This is a genomic window from Pseudomonadota bacterium, assembly GCA_023229365.1.
Classification (GTDB): domain Bacteria; phylum Myxococcota_A; class Polyangia; order JAAYKL01; family JAAYKL01; genus JALNZK01.
The window spans coordinates 1-18015 of the sequence record JALNZK010000110.1; the positions used below are offsets into that span (position 1 = coordinate 1).

Sequence of the window (18015 nt, forward strand, 5' to 3'; positions counted from 1 at the left end):
CTTCGCCGCCTGCGGCGCCGCGGCCGCGGGCGGCAAGACGGCCCGCCCGGGTTCGGTGCAGACCGGGCTCGCCGCCTACTACGCCGACAGCCTGCACGGCAGGAAGACCGCGAGCGGCGCGACGTACGACAAGGACGCCCTGACCGCCGCGCACCGCACCCTGCCGTTCGGGACGATCGTGGAGGTGACGAACCTCGCGAACAGGAGGACCGTCCGCGTCGAGATCAACGATCGCGGCCCCTTCGGCGACGCGGATCGCGTCATCGACCTGTCGCGCGCGGCCGCGGAGCGGATCGACATGATCCGCGCGGGCGTCGTGCGCGTGCGCGTCGAGGTCGTGGAAATGCCGCCGGGCTAGAGCGGGATCGCGCGGATCCACCCGTGCCTGTCGGGTTCCTCTCCCAGCTGGATGCCGGTGAGCTTCTTGTAGAGCTTGGTGCAGTGCTCGCCGGGCGTGTCGTCCTGCCGGTAGACCGCCTTGCGCTCCCCGAAGGTGATCGAGCCGACCGGCGTGATCACGGCCGCCGTGCCGCAGCACCCCGCGTCGACAAACTGGAAGATCTCCTCGACGTCGACGAGGCGCCGCTCGGGGCGCATCCCGAGCTCCTCGGCGATCGTCACGATGGACATGTTCGTGATCGACGGCAGGATCGACGGGCTCTTCGGGGTCACGTACTGGCCGTCCTTGGTGACGCCGAAGAAGTTGGCCGGTCCGGACTCGTCGAGGTAGCGCTTCTCCTTGGCGTCGAGGTAGAGCACCTCGGTGTAGCCCGCCTTCTTGGCGCGCAGGCTGGCGCGCAGGCCCGAGGCGTAGTTGCCGCCGACCTTGACGTCGCCGAGCCCGTTCGGGGCGGCGCGGTCGTATTCGTTTTCCACTATCAGGTGGACCGGCTTGAAGCCGGTCTTGAAGTACGGCCCGACCGGGGTGACGAACACGATGAACATGTACTCGTCGGCGGGCTTGACGCCGACCTGCGGGCCGGTCCCGATCAGCAGCGGCCGGACGTACAGGCTCGCGCCGGTCCCGTACGGCGGGATGTACTTCGCGTTGGCCTTGACCACGCGGAGCACCGCGTCGATGAACAGCTCCTCCGGCACCGGCGCCATGAAGGTCTTCTCCGCGGAGCGGATCAGCCGCCGGGCGTTCTCCTCGACGCGGAACACGACGGCGCGCCCGTCCTTCTGCTCGAAGACCTTGAGCCCCTCGAAAGCCTCCTGGCCGTAGTGCAGGCACGTCGCGGCCATGTGCATGGGCATCGTGATGTCGCCCGTGATCACGCCCTCGCTCCACTTGCCGTCCTTCCAGGTGTAGCGGATGTTGTAGTCGGTCTCGTGGTAGCCGAACGCCAGGTTCTTCCAGTCGAGCTTCGCCTTCTCCATGATCGCCTCCTCGTGTCCCGCCCCGGTCCGATCCACCCATACCACGGCCGCGCTGCGGGTTGTCAAAGGGATTTCGGGCAATTCAGGGGTGCTTCCGCTCCACCTCTTCGAGCCGCTCTAGGGCGTCGAGGGAGAGGGCCCGGACCTCGGGGATCTCGTGTCCGATGGCGGTCATCTCGAGGTAGGCGCGCGCCTCGTTGCCGCCGAGCTTCGAGATCGCCTCTATGGCGCGCACCTCGCTGCGCACGTCGCCGCGCCGGATTCCCGCGATGAGCACGGGCACCGCGCTCCAGTCGCCGATCGCGACGAGCGCGTCCGCCGCCGCCTCGGCCACCTGCGCGCGGGGATCGTCGAGCACCGCCCCGATCGCCGGCACGGCCGCCCTGCACTTCCCGTCCGCGAGCAGCGCGAGCGCGAGCAGCTGCTCGTCGGGCTCCGCGCCGTCGAGGGCCCGGACCCAGGCAGCCTCGTCCGCGCCGTACAGGACGAACATCGACGCGAGCGCCTTGCCGAGATCGTCCACGCCGCGCCGCGCGAGCTCGGAGGCGTCGCTCCGCCCCTGCGCCCGGCCGGTCGCGACGATCGCGGCGCGGATCGGCACGCGGGCGTCGACGCCCTGGAGCTTCGCCTCGACGCGCACTGCGGCCTCCTCCCCCGTCGCGCTCCACGTCCCGGTCACGTCGAGCCGCGGCGCTGCGCCCTCCCGGGCGCGCGCGGGGAAGCGCGGCAGGCGCGCGATCATCGCCGCGGCGTCCGCCCGGAAGGACCGCGCGTCCGGCACGGTGGCGCCGCCTCCCGCGGCGGGCGCGAGCGCAACCGCCCCCGCCTCGACTCTGACGGCCGCGCCCTTCTCGCCGTCCGCTCCGCCGCACGCCGCCGCCAGGATTGCGACCGCCGACGAGAGCGCGATGTGGCGAGGTGATCGAGGGAGGCGCATCGGCCGGATCAGAAGCCGATCTGGCCCATCAGCGTGACCTCGTGGACGTCGGGCTGGTACGCCATCCATGGAACGAGGTAGCTCTTGCTCTGATCGGCCGGGAGCTGGCCGCGGTACTCGAGCTGCAGCTTCATGTTCTGGCCGAAGACGTAGTAGTTGAGCGCCGCGGTGAACTCGTGGACGTGATCCAGCTCGCGCTTCACGTCCGCGTCGTACATGCCGTACCGGAACGCGGGCTCGAGCCCGATCGCCTTGATGTAGAAGGCCGCCTGGGCGGACGCGCCGAACGACCGCATGACCCACTTCTCCTTCTGGCCGGCGGCGTCCGCCGTGTACAGCACGACGCCGTGATCCGAGTTGCGGAAGAAGACGCTGCCCATCACCGAGAGCCCCCACCACTTGAAGAGGACGTCGCCCGTGACGTTGGAGTCCTCGGAGTTGTAGACCGCGTCCTTGCTGCTGACGATGCTCGGATCGCGGTGCTGCGGCAGGTCGAAGAAGTAGGAGGCGCCGATGCTGAGCAGCGGCCTCTCGGCGGCGTCGATGTCGGACATCCCCGCCGACATGGCGCCGAGCGGGTCGGTCCAGAGGCGGCCGCCGACGAGGACGTCGCGGTTGTCGTTGCCGACGTTCGGGCCGCTGCCGTTGAACACGCCGACCGCGTAGTTGAACACGGCGCTCGCGATCTCGCCGTGGACCATCAGGCCGCGGTCGTAGCCGAAGCTCGAGCCGCGCACCGTCTCGTAGTCCCAGCCGCAGGCGAGCGCCGTGCAGACCGCCGGGTTGTCGGACTCGCCCCATCGCGCGTAGCGCCGCGTCATGAGCGCCGGCGACGTGAAGGTGAGCGCGTTCGCGCCCACGAGCGTCTCGCGGTCGAACGGGACCTTGAACTGGCCGGCGCGCACCTTGAGCTCGGGCATGGGCGCGAACTCGCCGTAGAACGCGAGCACCCGCAGCGCGTGCTGGTTCACGGTGACGCGGTTGTACCGCGCGTCGGCCTCGACCGCCGCGTTGTAGGGGTACGACACCTTGCCGTTCAGCGTGCCGTAGTCGAGCTCGCCCAAGAAGTGGACCACCTCGAAGACCTGGGCCTTGAGGTAGAGCCGCGTGGCGGCGAGCCCGAAGCCGTTCGCCGTGACCTCCGTGTCGCCGCCGCTCGGGACGAGCTGTCCCTCCGCGTTCAGGACGCCCTGGACCGCGCCGTAGGAGTTGAGGTCGTAGACCTTGTTGATCGTCATCTGCCAGTACGGCTTCGCGAACCCGCCGATCACGAGCTTGTGCTTGCCGTCGCGCGACTGGACGAAGAACCCCTTGTCGTAGCCGGCGACCTCGTTCTTCGTGGCCTCCTCGAGCTTCGCCTTGAGGTCCCCTATCTCCCGCCAGAGGTTCTCGATCTCCTCGCCGGCGGCGTCGAGGCGCGCGTCCCGCTCCTCGTCGGCGGCCGCCAGCTCGGCCGCGCCCTCCTTGACCTCGTCGATCCGGGCGGCCATCTCGTCGACCTTCGCCTGCAGATCCACCTGCAGCTCCCGGAGCTTCGCCGGGTCGTCGGCGCCGACGATCTCCCCGAGCGTCTTGTCCATGCGCTGGACCTGGGTCTCGAGATCCGCGACCCGATCCTGGACCTTCTTGGGCTTCTCCTTCGCCTTCCCCTCCTGGGCCTGCGCGACCCCGGCGAAGGCGAGCGTGAGCACCGCGGCCGCGAGGGCGGCCCATGCAGCTTTCCCGCGTATCGTCGTCATCATCCTTCTCCTCGTGTTTGGGCCAGAAATCGCCGGCATCTTATCCCGAACGAGTGTCGATTTCCACACGGGAGGTTCCCCCGTGCGCGAAAACGGTTCAGGGGTTCCCCCGCACGGCGCGCAGGGGCGGGTAGAGGAAGCCGACCGCGCGCGGCCTGTCGAGCGTCCTGTACCGCGCCTCGACGTCGCGCTGCCAGCGCGCCTCGCTGCCGCGCATCGTGTCGATCATCGCCGCGGCCGCGACCGCGTCCCCCACGTAGCGGATCCGCCGGACCTCCGCGAGCAGCTCCCCGACGGCGCGCCGCGCCGCCGCGAGATCCGTCACGCCGCACCGCAGCGGCTCGCCCGGCTTCCCGTCCCCGCCCGTGACCTCGATCGCCCCCTTGGCCAGGAGGTTGCGCGCGATCGCCCGGCGCGCGGCGGCCGCGGCCGCGAGATCCTGCGGCGGCGCCCCGAACCCGTACGACTCGAACGCCCAGCCGACGTAGTCCTCGTACAGCGCCCGCGCGCACTCCTCGCTCGCGACGATCCCGATCTCCCGCGCGGCCGGGTCGAGCGCGAGGTACAGCGCCGCGAGGTCCGCGCGCATCGCCGCCAGGAGCTCCGCGTGCGCCCCCAAGTGCGTCGCGATCCACCCCGGCGGCCGGGTTTCCGTGCCGTCCGTGCCCCGCCCCGCCGCCTCCCGGAGCGCGAGGAGCGCGAGGCGCGTCCGCGCGCGCCACTCGAGCCTCAACCGCGCGGTCGCTTCGTCGCGCGAGTAGAGCCCGGCGATCCGCCTCCCCACGGCGCCGTCGAACGCCGCGGCGGCCCCGGTCAGGAGCCAGACCTCGCCGCGCCCGCCCGCGTCGACCTCCACCAAGGGGCCGTCGATCATCCGCCACAGCTCGCCTCGGCCGTGGAGCGGCCCGAGGGAGCCCGCGGCGAAGATGTCGCGGACCGCGCGCGTCCTGCGGCCCTTCGCGGCGGCCTCCGTGACGCTCTTTCCGCCGCCCTGGGCGCGGACGATCTTGTCGAGCGCCGCGGCCTTCGCCGAGACGGCGTCCAGGAGCCGCTGCTCCTCCTTCGCCGGGACGCCCACGAGCCCGCGGGGCTCGCCGCCGCGCTCGGCGGGGCCGAGCCCGAGCAGGAAGCACGTACCCGGCGCCTCGTCCACTTTCGGGAGCGCAGGGATCTTCTCTTGCGGAGCGGCCGCGATCTCCGCTGCCCCGGCGCCCGCGTCCGCCTCGCTCGCGTCGGGCCGGCCGAAGATCGCCGGCCGGATCGCGGCCATCAGCGCCTCGATCTCCTGCACGCGATCTGCGCCGAGCAGCGAAGGCGATCGCGGGACGTCGAACGCGGAGCCGGAGCGGGCGGCGAGCTCGGCCGCCGAGGCCAGCTCCCCCGGGATGAACTCCGGCCGCAGGAGCCCGGCGGCGTTCGTGCGCGCGCCCTCCGCCCTCGGGGCGGTCCCGTGGTGGACGCGGAGCGCGAGGAGGTAGCGCTCGAGCCTGCCGCGCGTTGCGCCACTCAACGCGTCGCCGTGTCGGAGGATCTCCTCGACGGTGCGCCGGATGCGGAGGTTTTCGGGGCCGAGCCGCTCGAACAGGGCGTCGTCCGCCGCGCGGGCCGCCTCCAGCTCCGCGGCGACGGCGCGCGCGACGGGCGCCTCGAGCGCGGTCGCGAACGAGACGTCGACCGGGATCAGCCAGACGCCGCCCAGGCGCTCGACCCCGTCCGCGTCCTTCACGTTCTCCTCGACGCGCGGCGCGATCTCCTCGTCCACGACCGCCCAGTTGGGCTGCTCCGGCTCGAACGGGAGCTGCGGCGCGGCCGCCTCGCCGCACGCCGCCGCGAGCGAGGCCGCGAGGGCCCAGTGCGCGGCGCGCCTCATGCGCCGAACCTCGCGAGCACGGTGTCGCGGGCGGCCTCCCCGCTCTCGCGCGGGTGGTCCACCGTGTAGTGCAGGCCGCGGCTCTCCCGGCGCGCCCGCGCCGAGTCGATGATGAGGTGGGCGACGGTCGAGATGTTGCGCAGCTCGAGCAGGTCGGACGTGATCACGTACTTCCAGTAGTACTCCTTGATCTCCTCCATCAGCACGTCGTGGCGCCGCCTGGCGCGGGCCAGCCGCGAGTCGGAGCGCACGATGCCGACGTAGTTCCACATGTAGCGCCGCAGCTCGTCCCAGTCCTGCGACACGACGACCGTCTCGTCGCTCGGCACGGCCGCGCCGATCTCCCAGTCGTGGACGTCGTCGAACGACGGGCGGCCGGTCTCCCGCGCCGCGAGCCCCGCCCGGTGCGCGAACACGAGCCCCTCGAGCAGCGAGTTCGACGCGAGCCGGTTGGCGCCGTGGAGCCCCGTGCACGCGGTCTCGCCGATCGCGAACAGGCCGGGCACCGTGGTGCGGCCGTCCCTGTCCGTGAGCAGCCCGCCGCAGCTGAAGTGCGCCGCCGGGACCACCGGGATCGGCTGCGCGCCGATGTCGATGCCGTGCTCCGCGCACGTCGCGCTGATGGTCGGGAACCGCTCGGCCAGGAACGCGCGGTCGAGGTGCGTGGCGTCGAGCACGACGTGGTCGTGGCCGCTCTTCTTCATCTCCGAGTCGATCGCCCGCGCCACGACGTCCCTTGGGGCGAGCTCCCGGAGCGGATGGTAGTCGGCCATGAACGCGCGGCCCTCGAGATCGCGGAGCACCCCGCCCTCGCCGCGCAGCGCCTCGGTGATGAGGGCGCTCTTCGCATGCGGGTGGTAGAGGATCGTCGGGTGGAACTGGAAGAACTCCATGTTCGAAACCAAAGCGCCCACCCGATAGCCCATGGCGACGCCGTCGCCGGTCGCGATGTCCGGGTTCGACGTGTACAGGTAGACCTTGCCCGCGCCGCCGGTCGCGAGGACGGTGACCGGGGCGACGTAGGTGTGGATCTCGCCCGTGCGCGTGTCGAGCGCGTGGGCGCCCTTGCAGACGCGGTCCGCGAGGTGGCGACGGGGGACGATCACGTCGATCGCGACGTGGTTCTCGTGGATCTCGACGCCCGGCAGCGCGCGCACGTTGCCGAGCATCGTGCGGACCACCTCCCGCCCGGTCGCGTCCGCCGCGTGGACGATGCGGCGCGCCGAGTGCCCGCCTTCCCGTCCGAGATCGAGCTCGCCGGGGTGGCCCTTGCGCGTCGTGAACCGCGCGCCCAGGCTCTGCAGCTCGGCGATGCGCCCCGGCCCGTCGCGGACGCACATCTCGACGACGTCGCGCCGGCACAGGCCGCACCCGGCGGTCAGCGTGTCGGCGATGTGCGCCTCGAACGAGTCCGTGCCGTCGATGACCGTCGCCACCCCGCCCTGCGCCTGGCTGGTGGCCGAGACGTCCGCCGCGCGCTTCGTGAGCATGACGACGCGGCCGGTGCCCGCGACCGTGCGGGCGAATTCCAGGCCGGCGACGCCGGTTCCGATGACGAGGTAGTCGCAGTCGACGCGCATGGCGCGGACTATAATCCAAATCGATCGGGGTTAGCCATCGGAAGTGCGCGCCGCCGGCGCCGGAGAGCGATATCGACTCGTGCTCATTTGTCACCCCCGTGGTGGGGCATCATATCACCGAACGCGGGCAGATGCCCCTCGCACTAAGGCCGTGTCCCCAAGGCACCGTTGCTGTCTCATGAAACAGCGTGACTGCGACCCCCTCGCATCTCGACTGCGAACTTTCGCATCTCCACTGCTCAGCGGGCGCCGCCGTCCACTCCGGCGTCGGCGGGCCGCGCGGCGTCGGCGTCGAGGTTCTGGTAGCCGTAGAGCAGCGCCTCGGCGATCCAGGTGCCGATCTTGCGCGCGCCGTGCTCGGTCGGGTGGATCATGTCCGCGCCGCCGAGCCCCTTCCCGAGCCATCCGGCCATGCTGCCCTTGCCGCCCATGGCGCGCCACGTGTCGAAGAACGCGCAGCCCGTCTCGAGCGCGACCTCGCGCTGGACGGCGTTCAGCTTCTCGGGCATCGGCGCGGAGCCGAGGCCGCCGGTGTCGAGCCTGCGCGCCTGGTCCATGGGCCCGACGACGAGGACGGAGGCCTCCGGGAGCGCCTCGCGGACCGTCGCTATCACCTCGGCGAAGTCCTTGCGGTACTCGCCGAGGACGAGGAACCGGTTGGCGCCCTCGTTGGCGCCGAAGTGGAGCACGACGAGCCGCGGATCCCGCTGCCTGAGCTCCGCGATCCAGTGCGCGCGGTCGTAGCGGCCGAGCACCGAGGCGCGCGCGCCGTTGACCGCGAGGCTGTCCCAGACGACGCCCCGCTCCCCGCTCTCGAGCGCGGCGCCGAACACGCGGAGCTCGCCGTCGTTGTTGAACTCGATCTCCACGCGCGACGCGCCCCGCGGCACCTCGACCCCCTTGTGCGCGACGCGGCGCTCCGGCGCGCGCGTCTCGACGGTCTCCCGCTTCCCGCCGTCCACGATGACGTCGAAGCTGCCGCCGCGCGGCTGCTCGAGGTAGGAGAGGTCCACGGTCGACACCCGCCGGCCGATGTCGCCCTCGGCCGCGGGGCCGATGCGGACGCGCCCGTGGCTCTGGCGCTGCGCCTCGAACGCGACCCCGCCGAGCCCGTACAGCCCGTCCGCCAGCGGATCGGCGGTGATCGGCCGCGCGCGCCACTTGCCCCACGCGCCGTGGGTCACGCCCTCGTGTCGGTACCAGCGCCACGGCTTGCCGAGCAGGATGAAGCCGTGCCCGCCGTCCCCGAACCGCTGCTGGAGGATCGATCGCACCCGCCCGGAGAGGTGATCCGTGGTCAGGATGGAGTCGCCGTAGTGGATCGCGCGGACGACCCGCGCGCCCTCCCCGGCCTCGAGCGCCGCGAGCGCGAGGTAGAACGCCCGCATCGCGCCGCCGGGATCCTCTATCGCCAGGTGGGGCGCCGCGATCCGCGCGCCGCTCGCCACGCGCGCCGCCTCGCGGTCGACCTCGGCCGTGAGCGCCGCGGAGGGCGCCGACGAGGCCGCCCCGAAGGACAACCCGCCGGGCTCCGCGCCCGCCCCGCCGGCCTCCTCGGCCGCCGCGCCGTCGTCGGAGAGCCAGACGCGATCGACCGCGTAGGCCGCCGCGCCGAGCACGGCGAAGCACGCCGCGAAGACGACGATCTTGAAAGGCGGCCCCCGCCGGACCGGCTGGTCTTCTCCCGCGCTCATGTTGACGTGGCATACCGCCCAAAACCGTTGCCGTCGATGCGGTTTTTCGGCAATCTCTCGCGGGACGAGCCTGAAGTGGGAGGGCAACGGGATGAAGACAACGGCGTTGCGCGCGCTCGCGGCGGCGGCCGCGGCGATTCTGGCGACGGGCTGCGTGGTGGAGAACCAGGCCGCGGGAGGCGACGACGGCGGCGCGGACGGCGACTCGGACGCCGACGCCGGGGAGGACGCCGGCGCGTACCTCGCCTGCGACGAGAACGGCGACGTCTGCCACTTCGACGCGGACGGCGATCCTGTCGGCGTCGCCGTGGACTGCCCGGACCAGAACTCCGTGTGCGTGGAGACCGACGGCGGCGCGCCCGAGTGCCAGTGCGTCGCGCACTTCGAGCTCGCGACGGGCTGCTCCGCCTGCGAGACCGGCTGGGGCGGCGCGGCGTGCGCGGTGTGCGAGATCGGCTACGGCGGCGCCGCGTGCGCGGAGTGCGTCGAGCCGTACGTCTTCGCCGACGGGGAGTGCGTCTACGGCGCGATGTGCGGCGCGGACTCCCTGTGGCTCGACGACGGCGCCCTGCCCGGCACCGCTCGGCCGGACGAGGAGCTCGCGGTGGGCGGCACGCCGGGCGAAGGCACGACGGTCGATCTCGTCACCGGGCTCGAGTGGCAGAGGTGCCCCACCGGCACGGTCGGCGACGGCACCTCGTGCACGGGCGGAGACCCGGAGCGCGTCACGCACGCGGCGGCGATCACGCACTGCGCGGCGCCGTACGGCGGGCACGGCGATTGGCGGCTGCCCGAGGCGAGCGAGCTCCAGAGCCTCTTCGACTACAAGGACGGCCAGTTCCACATCAACGCGAACTACTTCTGGGGCCTCGCCGAGGAGATCTGGTCGTCGACCGAGATGCCGGGATCGGGCGGACAGTACTTCGTCGTGGGCTACGCCGGGATGAGCGCGGGGACGTCGGGCGACGACCTGGCCTACGGGCTCTGCGTCCGCGACGTCGCCGTGCCGGAGTCGACCGGGCCGCGCTTCGCGCTCGGCGCGGCGGACGGATCCACCGCGATCGATCTGTGGGCTGCCCGCGAGTGGCGGCGGTGCGCCTACGGCCAGGTATGGTACGAGGCCTCGTGCCTGGGCGTGCCCGAGCCCTGCGATCCCTTCGCCGATCCGCCGGCCGAGGACCCCGCGTGCGGCGACGAGTACGGGGGCCACGCGGACTGGCGCGTCCCGAACGCGGCGGAGATGACGAGCCTGCTCGCGTGGTGCGACGAGGCGCGCCACTACTTCGCGGAGGCGTTCGCCGTGCCGCTCGGGGGGGACAGGTACTGGACCGCCACCGCCCACCCCGACATGGACTACGTCTACGCGTTCGACCTCTCCGCGCGCCAGCCGATCGCGCTCGCGACCCCCCAGGGGCTGCCGGTGCTCTGCGTACGGGATCCGGGCTAGGGCTCCTCGTCCCTGCCCCCCTTCACGAGCGCGTCGTCGCCGAACCGCTCGCACACGGCGTCCACGGTGCGCTCGAGGCGCCGCGCCCGCTCTCCCCGCGGGTCCAAGAAGAGCTCGAGCTGCCCGCGATCGCCCTCGGCGCGGAGATCGTACGCCGCCATCCCGACGAGGCGGAACCGCTCCCCGAGATCGAGCTCGCCAAGGAGCGCCCGGGCCGCGGCCATGAACGCCTCGGCCGTGTCTGCGGGAGCGCGGAGGCGGGCCTGCCGCGTGTGCAGCCGGAACGCGTCCGTCTTGAGCTTCACGCGCACGCCCCCGGCGAGGAGACCCGTGCGGCGCACGCGCCGCGCCACCCGATCCGCGAGCGGCCCGAGGAGGCCCGACACGGCGGCCTCTCCCGTCACGTCCTCCGCGAGGGTCGTCTCCGCGCCGACGCTCCGGGCGTCGCGGTCCGGCACCACCTCCCGATCGTCGATCCCGTTCGCCAGCATCCACGCGTGCGGCCCGAGCGCGCCGAGCTCCGCCTCGAGGAGCGGCCGCGGCGCGCGCGCGACGTCGCCTATCGTCGCGAGCCCGAGCGCCTCGAACCTGGGGAGCGTCTTCGCGCCGACACCCCACAGGCACGACACCGGCAGCGGGTCGAGGAACGCGGCCACCTCCCCCGGCGGCACGACGGTCAGCCCGTCCGGCTTCCTCCTGTCGCTCGCCACCTTGGCGACGTACTTCGTGCACGACACGCCGACCGAGATCGTGAGCCCGCCCGTGGCCTCGCGCACCTCGCGCCGGATCCGCTCCGCCGCCTCCCCGGGCCCGCCGAACAGCCCCTCGGTGCCGGTCATGTCGAGGAACGCCTCGTCCAGGCTGAGCGGCTCGACCAGCGGCGAGAAGCGGCCGAACACCTCCATGATCCGCTCCGAGCACTCCGCGTACCGCGCCATGTCCGGCGGCACGACGACGGCGTCCCTGCACCGCCGCACCGCCTCGGCCATGGGCATGGCGCTGTGCACGCCGTACCTCCGCGCCTCGTAGCTCGCGGTCGAGACGACGCCGCGCCGCAAGGGGCCGCCGACGATCACGGGCACCCCGCGCAGCTCGGGCCGGTCGCGCTGCTCCACGGCCGCGAAGAACGCGTCCATGTCGGCGTGGAGGATGGTCCGCGGCCAGGGGTGCGCGTCGCTCACGCGGCGAGGTTACACCACCCGGAAGGCGCCGTCTTGATGTACACTCCCCAGTCGAAGCGCCCGGCGGCGCGAAAGGGGGTCGTCATGAGGACACTGCTTCTCGGCGTTCTGCTCGCGGCGGCGTGGGTCGCGCTCGCGGCCTGCGACGGCGGCGGCGACGGAGGGGACTCCGACTCGGACTCGGATTCCGACTCGGACTCGGATTCCGACTCGGACTCCGACACGGACTCCGACTCGGACTCCGACACCGATTCCGACACGGATTCCGATTCCGACTCCGACACGGATTCCGACGCCGACGCCGTGTGCGAAAGATGGAACGCGGACCGCGCGGATCTCTCGGAGGGCGCCTGGTCCGGCTCCTTGGACACGTGCGACGCCGGCGACATCACGGAGTCGGCCCGGGAGAGCGCGCTGCGCCTCGTCAACCTCTACCGCTGGCTCTGCGGCCTCCCGGCCGTCACCGACGACGCGACGAAGAACGCCGGCGCGCAGGAGTGCGCCCTCATGATGCACGCGAACGGCACGCTCAACCACTACCCGCCCACGTCGTGGACCTGCTACTCGGACGCCGGCGCGTCGACCGCCGGGCAGAGCAACATCGCGACCGCCGCCGCCGTCGGGGCCGTGGACCTCTACATGGTGGATCCGGGCAACCCGACGACGATCGGGCACCGGCGCTGGATCCTGTCCAACTCGCTCGGCCCGATCGGCATCGGCTCGACGAGCGGCTATTCGTGCATGCACGTCCTCTACGGCAGCGGATCGGCCGGCGCGTCGTGGACCGCGTGGCCGCCTTCGGGCCAGGTGCCCATCGCGGCGTTCACGCCCTCGTGGTCCAGCGTCGACGACACCGGGTGGACCGTGCAGAGCGACTCGATCAGCCTCTCGAGCGCGGACGTGACCGTCACGCTGGGGGGCGACGACAAACCCGTGACCGTCACGCACCTGCTCGAGGGCTACGGCAGCTCGAGCGCGATCTCGTTCATCCCCTCGGGCTGGTCGACCGCCGCCGGGAACACGTACCACGTCACCCTGTCCGGCGTCTCGTCGCCCATCGAGTATGACGTCGAGGTCATCGACTGCCCGTAACCCTTCTGCACCGGAGAACCACATGGAACAGAAAGTGAAGATCGTCGCGACGCTCGGCCCGGCGAGCGACTCCCCCGAGATCGTGCGCGCCCTGATCGCCGCCGGCGCGGACGTGTTCCGGCTCAACTTCTCGCACGGGACGCACGAGGGGCACCGCCGCGCCTTCGACACCGTGCGCGCGGAGGCCGGGCGGGCGGGCGTCTGCACCGCCGTGCTCGCGGACCTGTGCGGCCCCAAGATCCGGATCGGCGAGGTCGCGGGCGGCGGCGTCCCGATCGCGACAGGCGACGACATCGAGCTCACGACCGAGAAGATCGCCGGCGACGCGCGGCGGGTCTCGACGACGTACAGGCCGCTCCCGAGGGACGTGAAGCCGGGGGCCCGCATCCTCCTCGACGACGGCCTGCTCGAGCTCGAGGTCGCGTCGATCGCGGGCGAGCTCGTCCGCTGCCGCGTGATAGTCGGCGGCGTCCTCAAGAGCCACAAGGGGATGAACATCCCGGGAACGCCCCTCTCGACGCCAGCGATGACCGACAAGGATCGCGAAGATCTCGCGTTCGCGCGGGAGCTCGGGGTCGACTACGCCGCGCTCTCGTTCGTGCGCCGCCCCGAGGACGTGCTCGAGGCCAAGGCGCTCGCCGGCGACATCCCGGTGATCGCCAAGATCGAGAAGCCCGAGGCGATCGCCTCGCTCGACGCGATCATCGCCGCGGCGGACGGCATCATGGTCGCGCGGGGCGATCTCGGGGTCGAGGCGGGCGCGGAGCAGGTGCCGCTGCTCCAGAAGCGGATGGTGCGCGACGCCGTGTCCGCGGGCAAGCCGGTGATCGTCGCCACGCAGATGCTCGACTCGATGATCCACAACCCGCGGCCGACGCGCGCCGAGGTGTCCGACGTCGCGAACGCGGTGCTCGACGGCACGGACGCGGTGATGCTGTCCGGCGAGACGGCGAGCGGCGCGTACCCGGTCGAGGCCGTGCGCGAGATGGCGGCCATCATCCGCGAGGTCGAGGCGAGCGAGCTGTTCCACGCCCTGCCCCTCCCGGTGCGCGTCTGCGAGTACAGCTTCTCGAACGCGATCGCCCGCGCCGCGGTCACCGCCGCCGCCGAGCTCGACCTGAAGGCGCTCGCGGTGTACACCGAGACCGGCCACTCTGCGGCGCTCGCGAGCTCGTGCCGGCCGAACGGCCCGGCGCTCGTCGGCCTCTCGCGGCACGATCACGTGCTCAGGCGCCTGAACCTGCGCTGGGGGATCCGGCCGATCCACGCCGGCTGGGTCGAGGGCGTGCACGGCGTCGTGATGCAGGCGGAGAAGATCCTGCTCGAGGGCGGGTTCGCGATCCAGGGCGACGACGTCGGGATCACCTTCGGCATGCAGGACGCGACCGGCCCCGGGCGCACCGACGTGCTCAAGCTCTGGCGGATCAAGGGTCAGCGGTAGATCACGAACGATCGGAAGAACGCCGTGTTGTTCGACACGCGCATGCCGGCGGTGCCGTCCATGGCGTCGGGCACCTGCCCGTCGTCGAGGGTGAGCGTCGCGGCGGCGCCCAGCTCCTCCTCGTACGTGCACGCCAGCGACACGCCGTTGAAGTAGACGCGCACGCGCCGCCACGCCGAGTCGGTGCTCGTCCCCGCGATCGGGACGCTCCCCTTCTGCCCGAGGAAGATCCCGTCGTTCTCCCAGACGGAGAGCGTGTCGCTGTTCTCCTCGTAGACGCAGGCCCACCACTCGTTGAAGACGTCGACCGTCCGCGCGAAGACGAGCCCGGAGTGGACCGCGCCGCTGGCGCTCGCGAGGCCGCCGTCCATGGTCACCTCGACCGAGAAGGCGCCGCCCTCGATGGCGTGGCTCTCGTACACGTAGTTGCCGCCCGCGATCGCCGCCGCGCCGGTGACCTTGTCGGAGCCGTGCGTCCAGGTGCCGCCGTCGGCGGCCCAACCGTCGGCGCCGGTGAGCGGCAGGAACAGCGCGACCTCGCCGAGGAGCTCCGCGTTCCACGACGCCTCGCACGCGTCGCCGAGGCCGTCCTCGTCGGCGTCCTCCTGCCCCGGGTTGCCGTAGGTCGGGCAGTTGTCGCAGTTGTCGTCCCGCCCGTCGCCGTCCTCGTCGTGGCCGTCCCCCGGGCAGTCCGTGTCGGTGTCGGTGTCCGGGCCGCCGTCCGCGTCCGAGTCGCCGTCACCGTCCGTGTCCGAATCGACGTCCGTGTCCGAATCGGTGTCGACATCCGTGTCCGAACCCCCGGCGTCCCCGCCGAACTCGGGCGGGTCCCCCCCGGAGCAGGCGACGAGCGCCGCGGCTGCGGCGATCCAGATGAGCTTGTCCATGTCGATATTCTACCACCGACTCGAGGCGCGCGGCGATACACTCTGCAGGGCATGGACGTTTACGACTTCGAACTCGCGCGCGTGAGGATGGTGGAGCGGCAGATCCGCGCCCGTGGGGTGGGCGACCCGCGCGTCCTCGACGCGATGCGCCGCGTGCCGCGCCACGAGTTCGTCCCCGAGGAGCTGCGCCACGAGGCGTACGCGGATCACCCGCTGCCGATAGGCGCCGGACAGACGATCAGCCAGCCGTACATCGTCGCGTACATGACCGCGGCGCTCGCGGCCCGGCCGGGCGCCCGCGTCCTCGAGATCGGCACCGGCTCCGGCTACCAGACCGCCGTGCTGTGCGCGATGGGGCTCGAGCCGTTCTCGGTGGAACTCGTGGCGCCGCTGCTGGAGCGCGCCGCGAGCACCTTGTCGCGGCTCGGGTGCGCCGCGCGGCTTTCGCTCGGCGACGGGCACGACGGGCTGCCCCGGGAGGCGCCCTTCGACGGGATCCTTGTCACCGCGGCGCCGCGGAGGATCCCGGAGGCGCTCGTCGATCAGCTCGCAGAGGGAGGCCGGATCTGCATCCCGGTCGGCGAAAACGCACAGGATCTCGTGACCGCCGTCAAGCGCGACGGCGCGCTGCGGATCATCGATCGCATCCCGGTGCGGTTCGTGCCGCTCGTCTCGCCGCCCGTCCCCCCCCTAAAAACTAGCGTTCGCGCCGCCCAGGAGGCACTGAAGCCCTGGATTCGATGATAGAATGACGCCATTGAGATGAACCGGCTCGAGCACCTCGCACGCCCCCTCCTCTGCGCGTTCGCGCTCGTCGCGGCGCATGCGCCGTTCGCCGCCTGCGACGAGACCTCGCGCGGCTCCTCGAGCGACACCGACGCCGACACCAACGCCGACACCGACTCGGATTCGGACACCGATGCGGACGCGGGCACCGACGCGGGCACCGACTCCGACGCGGACACCGACTCCGACACCGAGTCCGACGCCTGCGACTCCCTGCCCGCCGCGCCGCTCTTCGTGGAGGAGCTCAGCGGGCCGGTGGGGTTCAAGGACGTCGTGTTCGACACCGACGGCTTCGTCATAGGCGCCGGGCCCGACGGCGACAACCTGTTCAAGGCAGCGACGGAGAGCGCCGCGTACCTCTTCGTGGACGGCGTGGAGGCCGCGCAGGGGATGGACGTGCTGCCGGGCGGCGATCTGGTCGCGGCGACGTCCAACTACGGCCTCGTCCGGATCGACCCCGCCGGGACCGTGACCAGCCTCGTGCCGGCGCTCCACATGCTGTACGGGGTCATGGTGGGCCCGGACGGCATGGTCTACTGCGCCGACAACACGAACCTCTACCGCGTCGACCCCTCGGACGGCGCGTACGACCTGATCGTCTCGGGGATCAGCGCGCGCGGCGCGGACTTCAGCCCGGACCACACGCGGCTCTACATTTCGTCGAACGCGGCGGACATCGTCACCGGCGCGGGCCGGATCTACGTCGCCGAGCTCGACGACGAGCTGGAGATCATCGCCGCGCCCACGCTCTTCGCGAGCATCCCCGACGCGGGGAACTGGCTCGACGGGATCCGCGTCGACGCCTGCGGCAACGTGTACGTGCCCAGTTACGGCACGCACTCGCTGTACCGGATCTCGGAAGCGGGCGAGGTCTCGACCTACTACTCGTGGGCCGAGCCTAACCGGTACGGGCACGGCCTGAAGTGGGGCAGCGGCGTCGGCGGCTGGGACGACATGTCGATCTTCCTGCCGCAGCCGTACGACGGGAACACGGTCGTCCGGCTGGAGGTCGGGGTCCACTACCGCGATTGAGGACGAGGAGCTTAAAGAATGCTTGCTGGAGATCCCATCCTTTCCCGTCATCGCTGGCCGGCGATCCTCGTCGCGGTCGCGCTGTGCGCCGCGTGCGGCGACGACGACTCGAACGAGCCCGAGGACACGGACTCCGATACCGAGCCCGACGGCGGCGCGGACACCGACTCCGATACGGATGTCGACACCGATACGGACACCGACTCCGATACGGACTCCGACACCGACACGGACACCGACACGTTCGACTGCACGACCGTCCCGGCCGCGCCGCTCTCCATCGAGGAGCTCGTCGGGCCGGTCGGCTACCACGACGTGGCATTCGACTCAGAGGGGTTCATCATCGGAACGGACGGCTACAACCTGTTCAAGGCGAACTCCTCCAGCGGCGCCTACGTCTACGTGAACGGCCTGACGGGCGTGCAGGGGATGGACGTGCTCCCGGGCGGCGATCTCGTGGCGGCCTCGGCCTCCGAGGGGATCGTCCGGATCACGCCGTTCGGCACGCGCACCTCGATCGCGCCGAGCATCGACGGGGGGTACGGCGTGACCGTCGGGCCGGACGGCATGGTGTACGTCGGCGACAACAGCACCCTTTACAGGATCGATCCGGACACCCACGCCGTCGAGACGCTCTCGACGAGCCTCGGCGCGCGGAACATCGAGTTCAGCCCGGATCTGAGCCTGATGTACATCGGCTCGTTCGGCACCGGGCAGATCCACGCCGTGGCGATCGACGCCGATCTGGGCTGGATCGGCTCGCCCTGGCTCTTCGCGACCATCACCGACATGGACTGCACCTTCATGGACGGCTTCGGCGTCGACGTCTGCGGCAACATCTTCGTCTCGTGCTACCCGATGATGCTCTATCGCGTCACGCCCGACGGCACGGTGTCGCCCTACCACACGTGGACCAGCCCCTCCTACGGGCACGGCCTCCAGTGGGGCA

The 18015-nt window shown here is 71.8% G+C and carries 15 protein-coding genes; 7 read left to right on the forward strand and 8 right to left on the reverse strand.

Annotated features, from left to right (window positions below; all coding sequences use genetic code 11):
- Positions 1 to 358 (forward strand): septal ring lytic transglycosylase RlpA family protein (locus tag M0R80_25415; GenBank protein MCK9462975.1); only part of this gene is annotated, 358 nt, incomplete at its 5' end.
- Here M0R80_25415 and M0R80_25420 read toward each other — a convergent pair.
- The 6 genes from M0R80_25420 to M0R80_25445 form a co-directional block, all read right to left on the reverse strand.
- Positions 355 to 1380, reverse strand: a complete 1026-nt coding sequence (locus M0R80_25420) for a branched-chain amino acid aminotransferase (GenBank protein MCK9462976.1) — start codon at positions 1378 to 1380, stop codon at positions 355 to 357. The genes M0R80_25415 and M0R80_25420 overlap by 4 nt on opposite strands.
- An 82-nt stretch (positions 1381 to 1462) precedes the next feature.
- The gene (locus M0R80_25425) at positions 1463 to 2317 is read right to left on the reverse strand and encodes a HEAT repeat domain-containing protein (protein MCK9462977.1); all 855 of its coding nucleotides are present in this window, start codon (positions 2315 to 2317) and stop codon (positions 1463 to 1465) included.
- 8 nt (positions 2318 to 2325) lie between these two features.
- Entirely contained in the window at positions 2326 to 4059 is a 1734-nt protein-coding gene (locus M0R80_25430) for a hypothetical protein (GenBank protein MCK9462978.1), read from the reverse strand.
- A gap of 94 nt (positions 4060 to 4153) precedes the next feature.
- A complete protein-coding gene (locus tag M0R80_25435) occupies positions 4154 to 5926 on the reverse strand; it encodes a hypothetical protein (GenBank protein ID MCK9462979.1) in 1773 nt (590 codons plus the stop codon).
- The gene (gene nadB / locus M0R80_25440; protein MCK9462980.1) at positions 5923 to 7506 is read right to left on the reverse strand and encodes an L-aspartate oxidase; all 1584 of its coding nucleotides are present in this window, start codon (positions 7504 to 7506) and stop codon (positions 5923 to 5925) included. Before nadB ends, M0R80_25435 begins: the two co-directional genes overlap by 4 nt.
- Positions 7507 to 7745: 239 nt before the next feature.
- A complete protein-coding gene (locus M0R80_25445; protein MCK9462981.1) occupies positions 7746 to 9200 on the reverse strand; it encodes a GDSL-type esterase/lipase family protein in 1455 nt (484 codons plus the stop codon).
- A 91-nt stretch (positions 9201 to 9291) separates the two neighbouring features.
- On the opposite strand from M0R80_25445, the gene M0R80_25450 reads away from it, so the two are divergent.
- On the forward strand, positions 9292 to 10647 hold the full coding sequence (locus M0R80_25450; protein MCK9462982.1) for a DUF1566 domain-containing protein: 1356 nt from the start codon (positions 9292 to 9294) through the stop codon (positions 10645 to 10647).
- Here the strand turns inward: M0R80_25450 and M0R80_25455 are convergent.
- A complete protein-coding gene (locus tag M0R80_25455; protein ID MCK9462983.1) occupies positions 10644 to 11828 on the reverse strand; it encodes a DNA polymerase IV in 1185 nt (394 codons plus the stop codon). The two genes, M0R80_25450 and M0R80_25455, sit on opposite strands and share 4 nt — an antisense overlap.
- 303 nt (positions 11829 to 12131) lie before the next feature.
- Between M0R80_25455 and M0R80_25460 the strand changes: the two genes are divergently transcribed.
- On the forward strand, positions 12132 to 12920 hold the full coding sequence (locus M0R80_25460; protein ID MCK9462984.1) for a CAP domain-containing protein: 789 nt from the start codon (positions 12132 to 12134) through the stop codon (positions 12918 to 12920).
- A gap of 22 nt (positions 12921 to 12942) precedes the next feature.
- A complete protein-coding gene (pyk, locus tag M0R80_25465; protein ID MCK9462985.1) occupies positions 12943 to 14361 on the forward strand; it encodes a pyruvate kinase in 1419 nt (472 codons plus the stop codon).
- On the opposite strand, the gene M0R80_25470 is transcribed toward pyk, so the two are convergent.
- Entirely contained in the window at positions 14352 to 15248 is an 897-nt protein-coding gene (locus M0R80_25470; protein MCK9462986.1) for a hypothetical protein, read from the reverse strand. The genes pyk and M0R80_25470 overlap by 10 nt on opposite strands.
- A gap of 51 nt (positions 15249 to 15299) precedes the next feature.
- Here M0R80_25470 and M0R80_25475 point away from each other — a divergent pair, with 51 nt between their 5' ends.
- The 3 genes from M0R80_25475 to M0R80_25485 form a co-directional block, all read left to right on the forward strand.
- On the forward strand, positions 15300 to 15992 hold the full coding sequence (locus tag M0R80_25475) for a protein-L-isoaspartate(D-aspartate) O-methyltransferase (protein ID MCK9462987.1): 693 nt from the start codon (positions 15300 to 15302) through the stop codon (positions 15990 to 15992).
- Between the two features lie 18 nt (positions 15993 to 16010).
- Complete coding sequence (locus M0R80_25480) at positions 16011 to 17066, forward strand: SMP-30/gluconolactonase/LRE family protein (GenBank protein MCK9462988.1); 1056 nt, start codon at positions 16011 to 16013, stop codon at positions 17064 to 17066.
- A gap of 18 nt (positions 17067 to 17084) precedes the next feature.
- A partial coding sequence (locus M0R80_25485) for an SMP-30/gluconolactonase/LRE family protein (protein ID MCK9462989.1) occupies positions 17085 to 18015 on the forward strand: 931 nt, incomplete at its 3' end.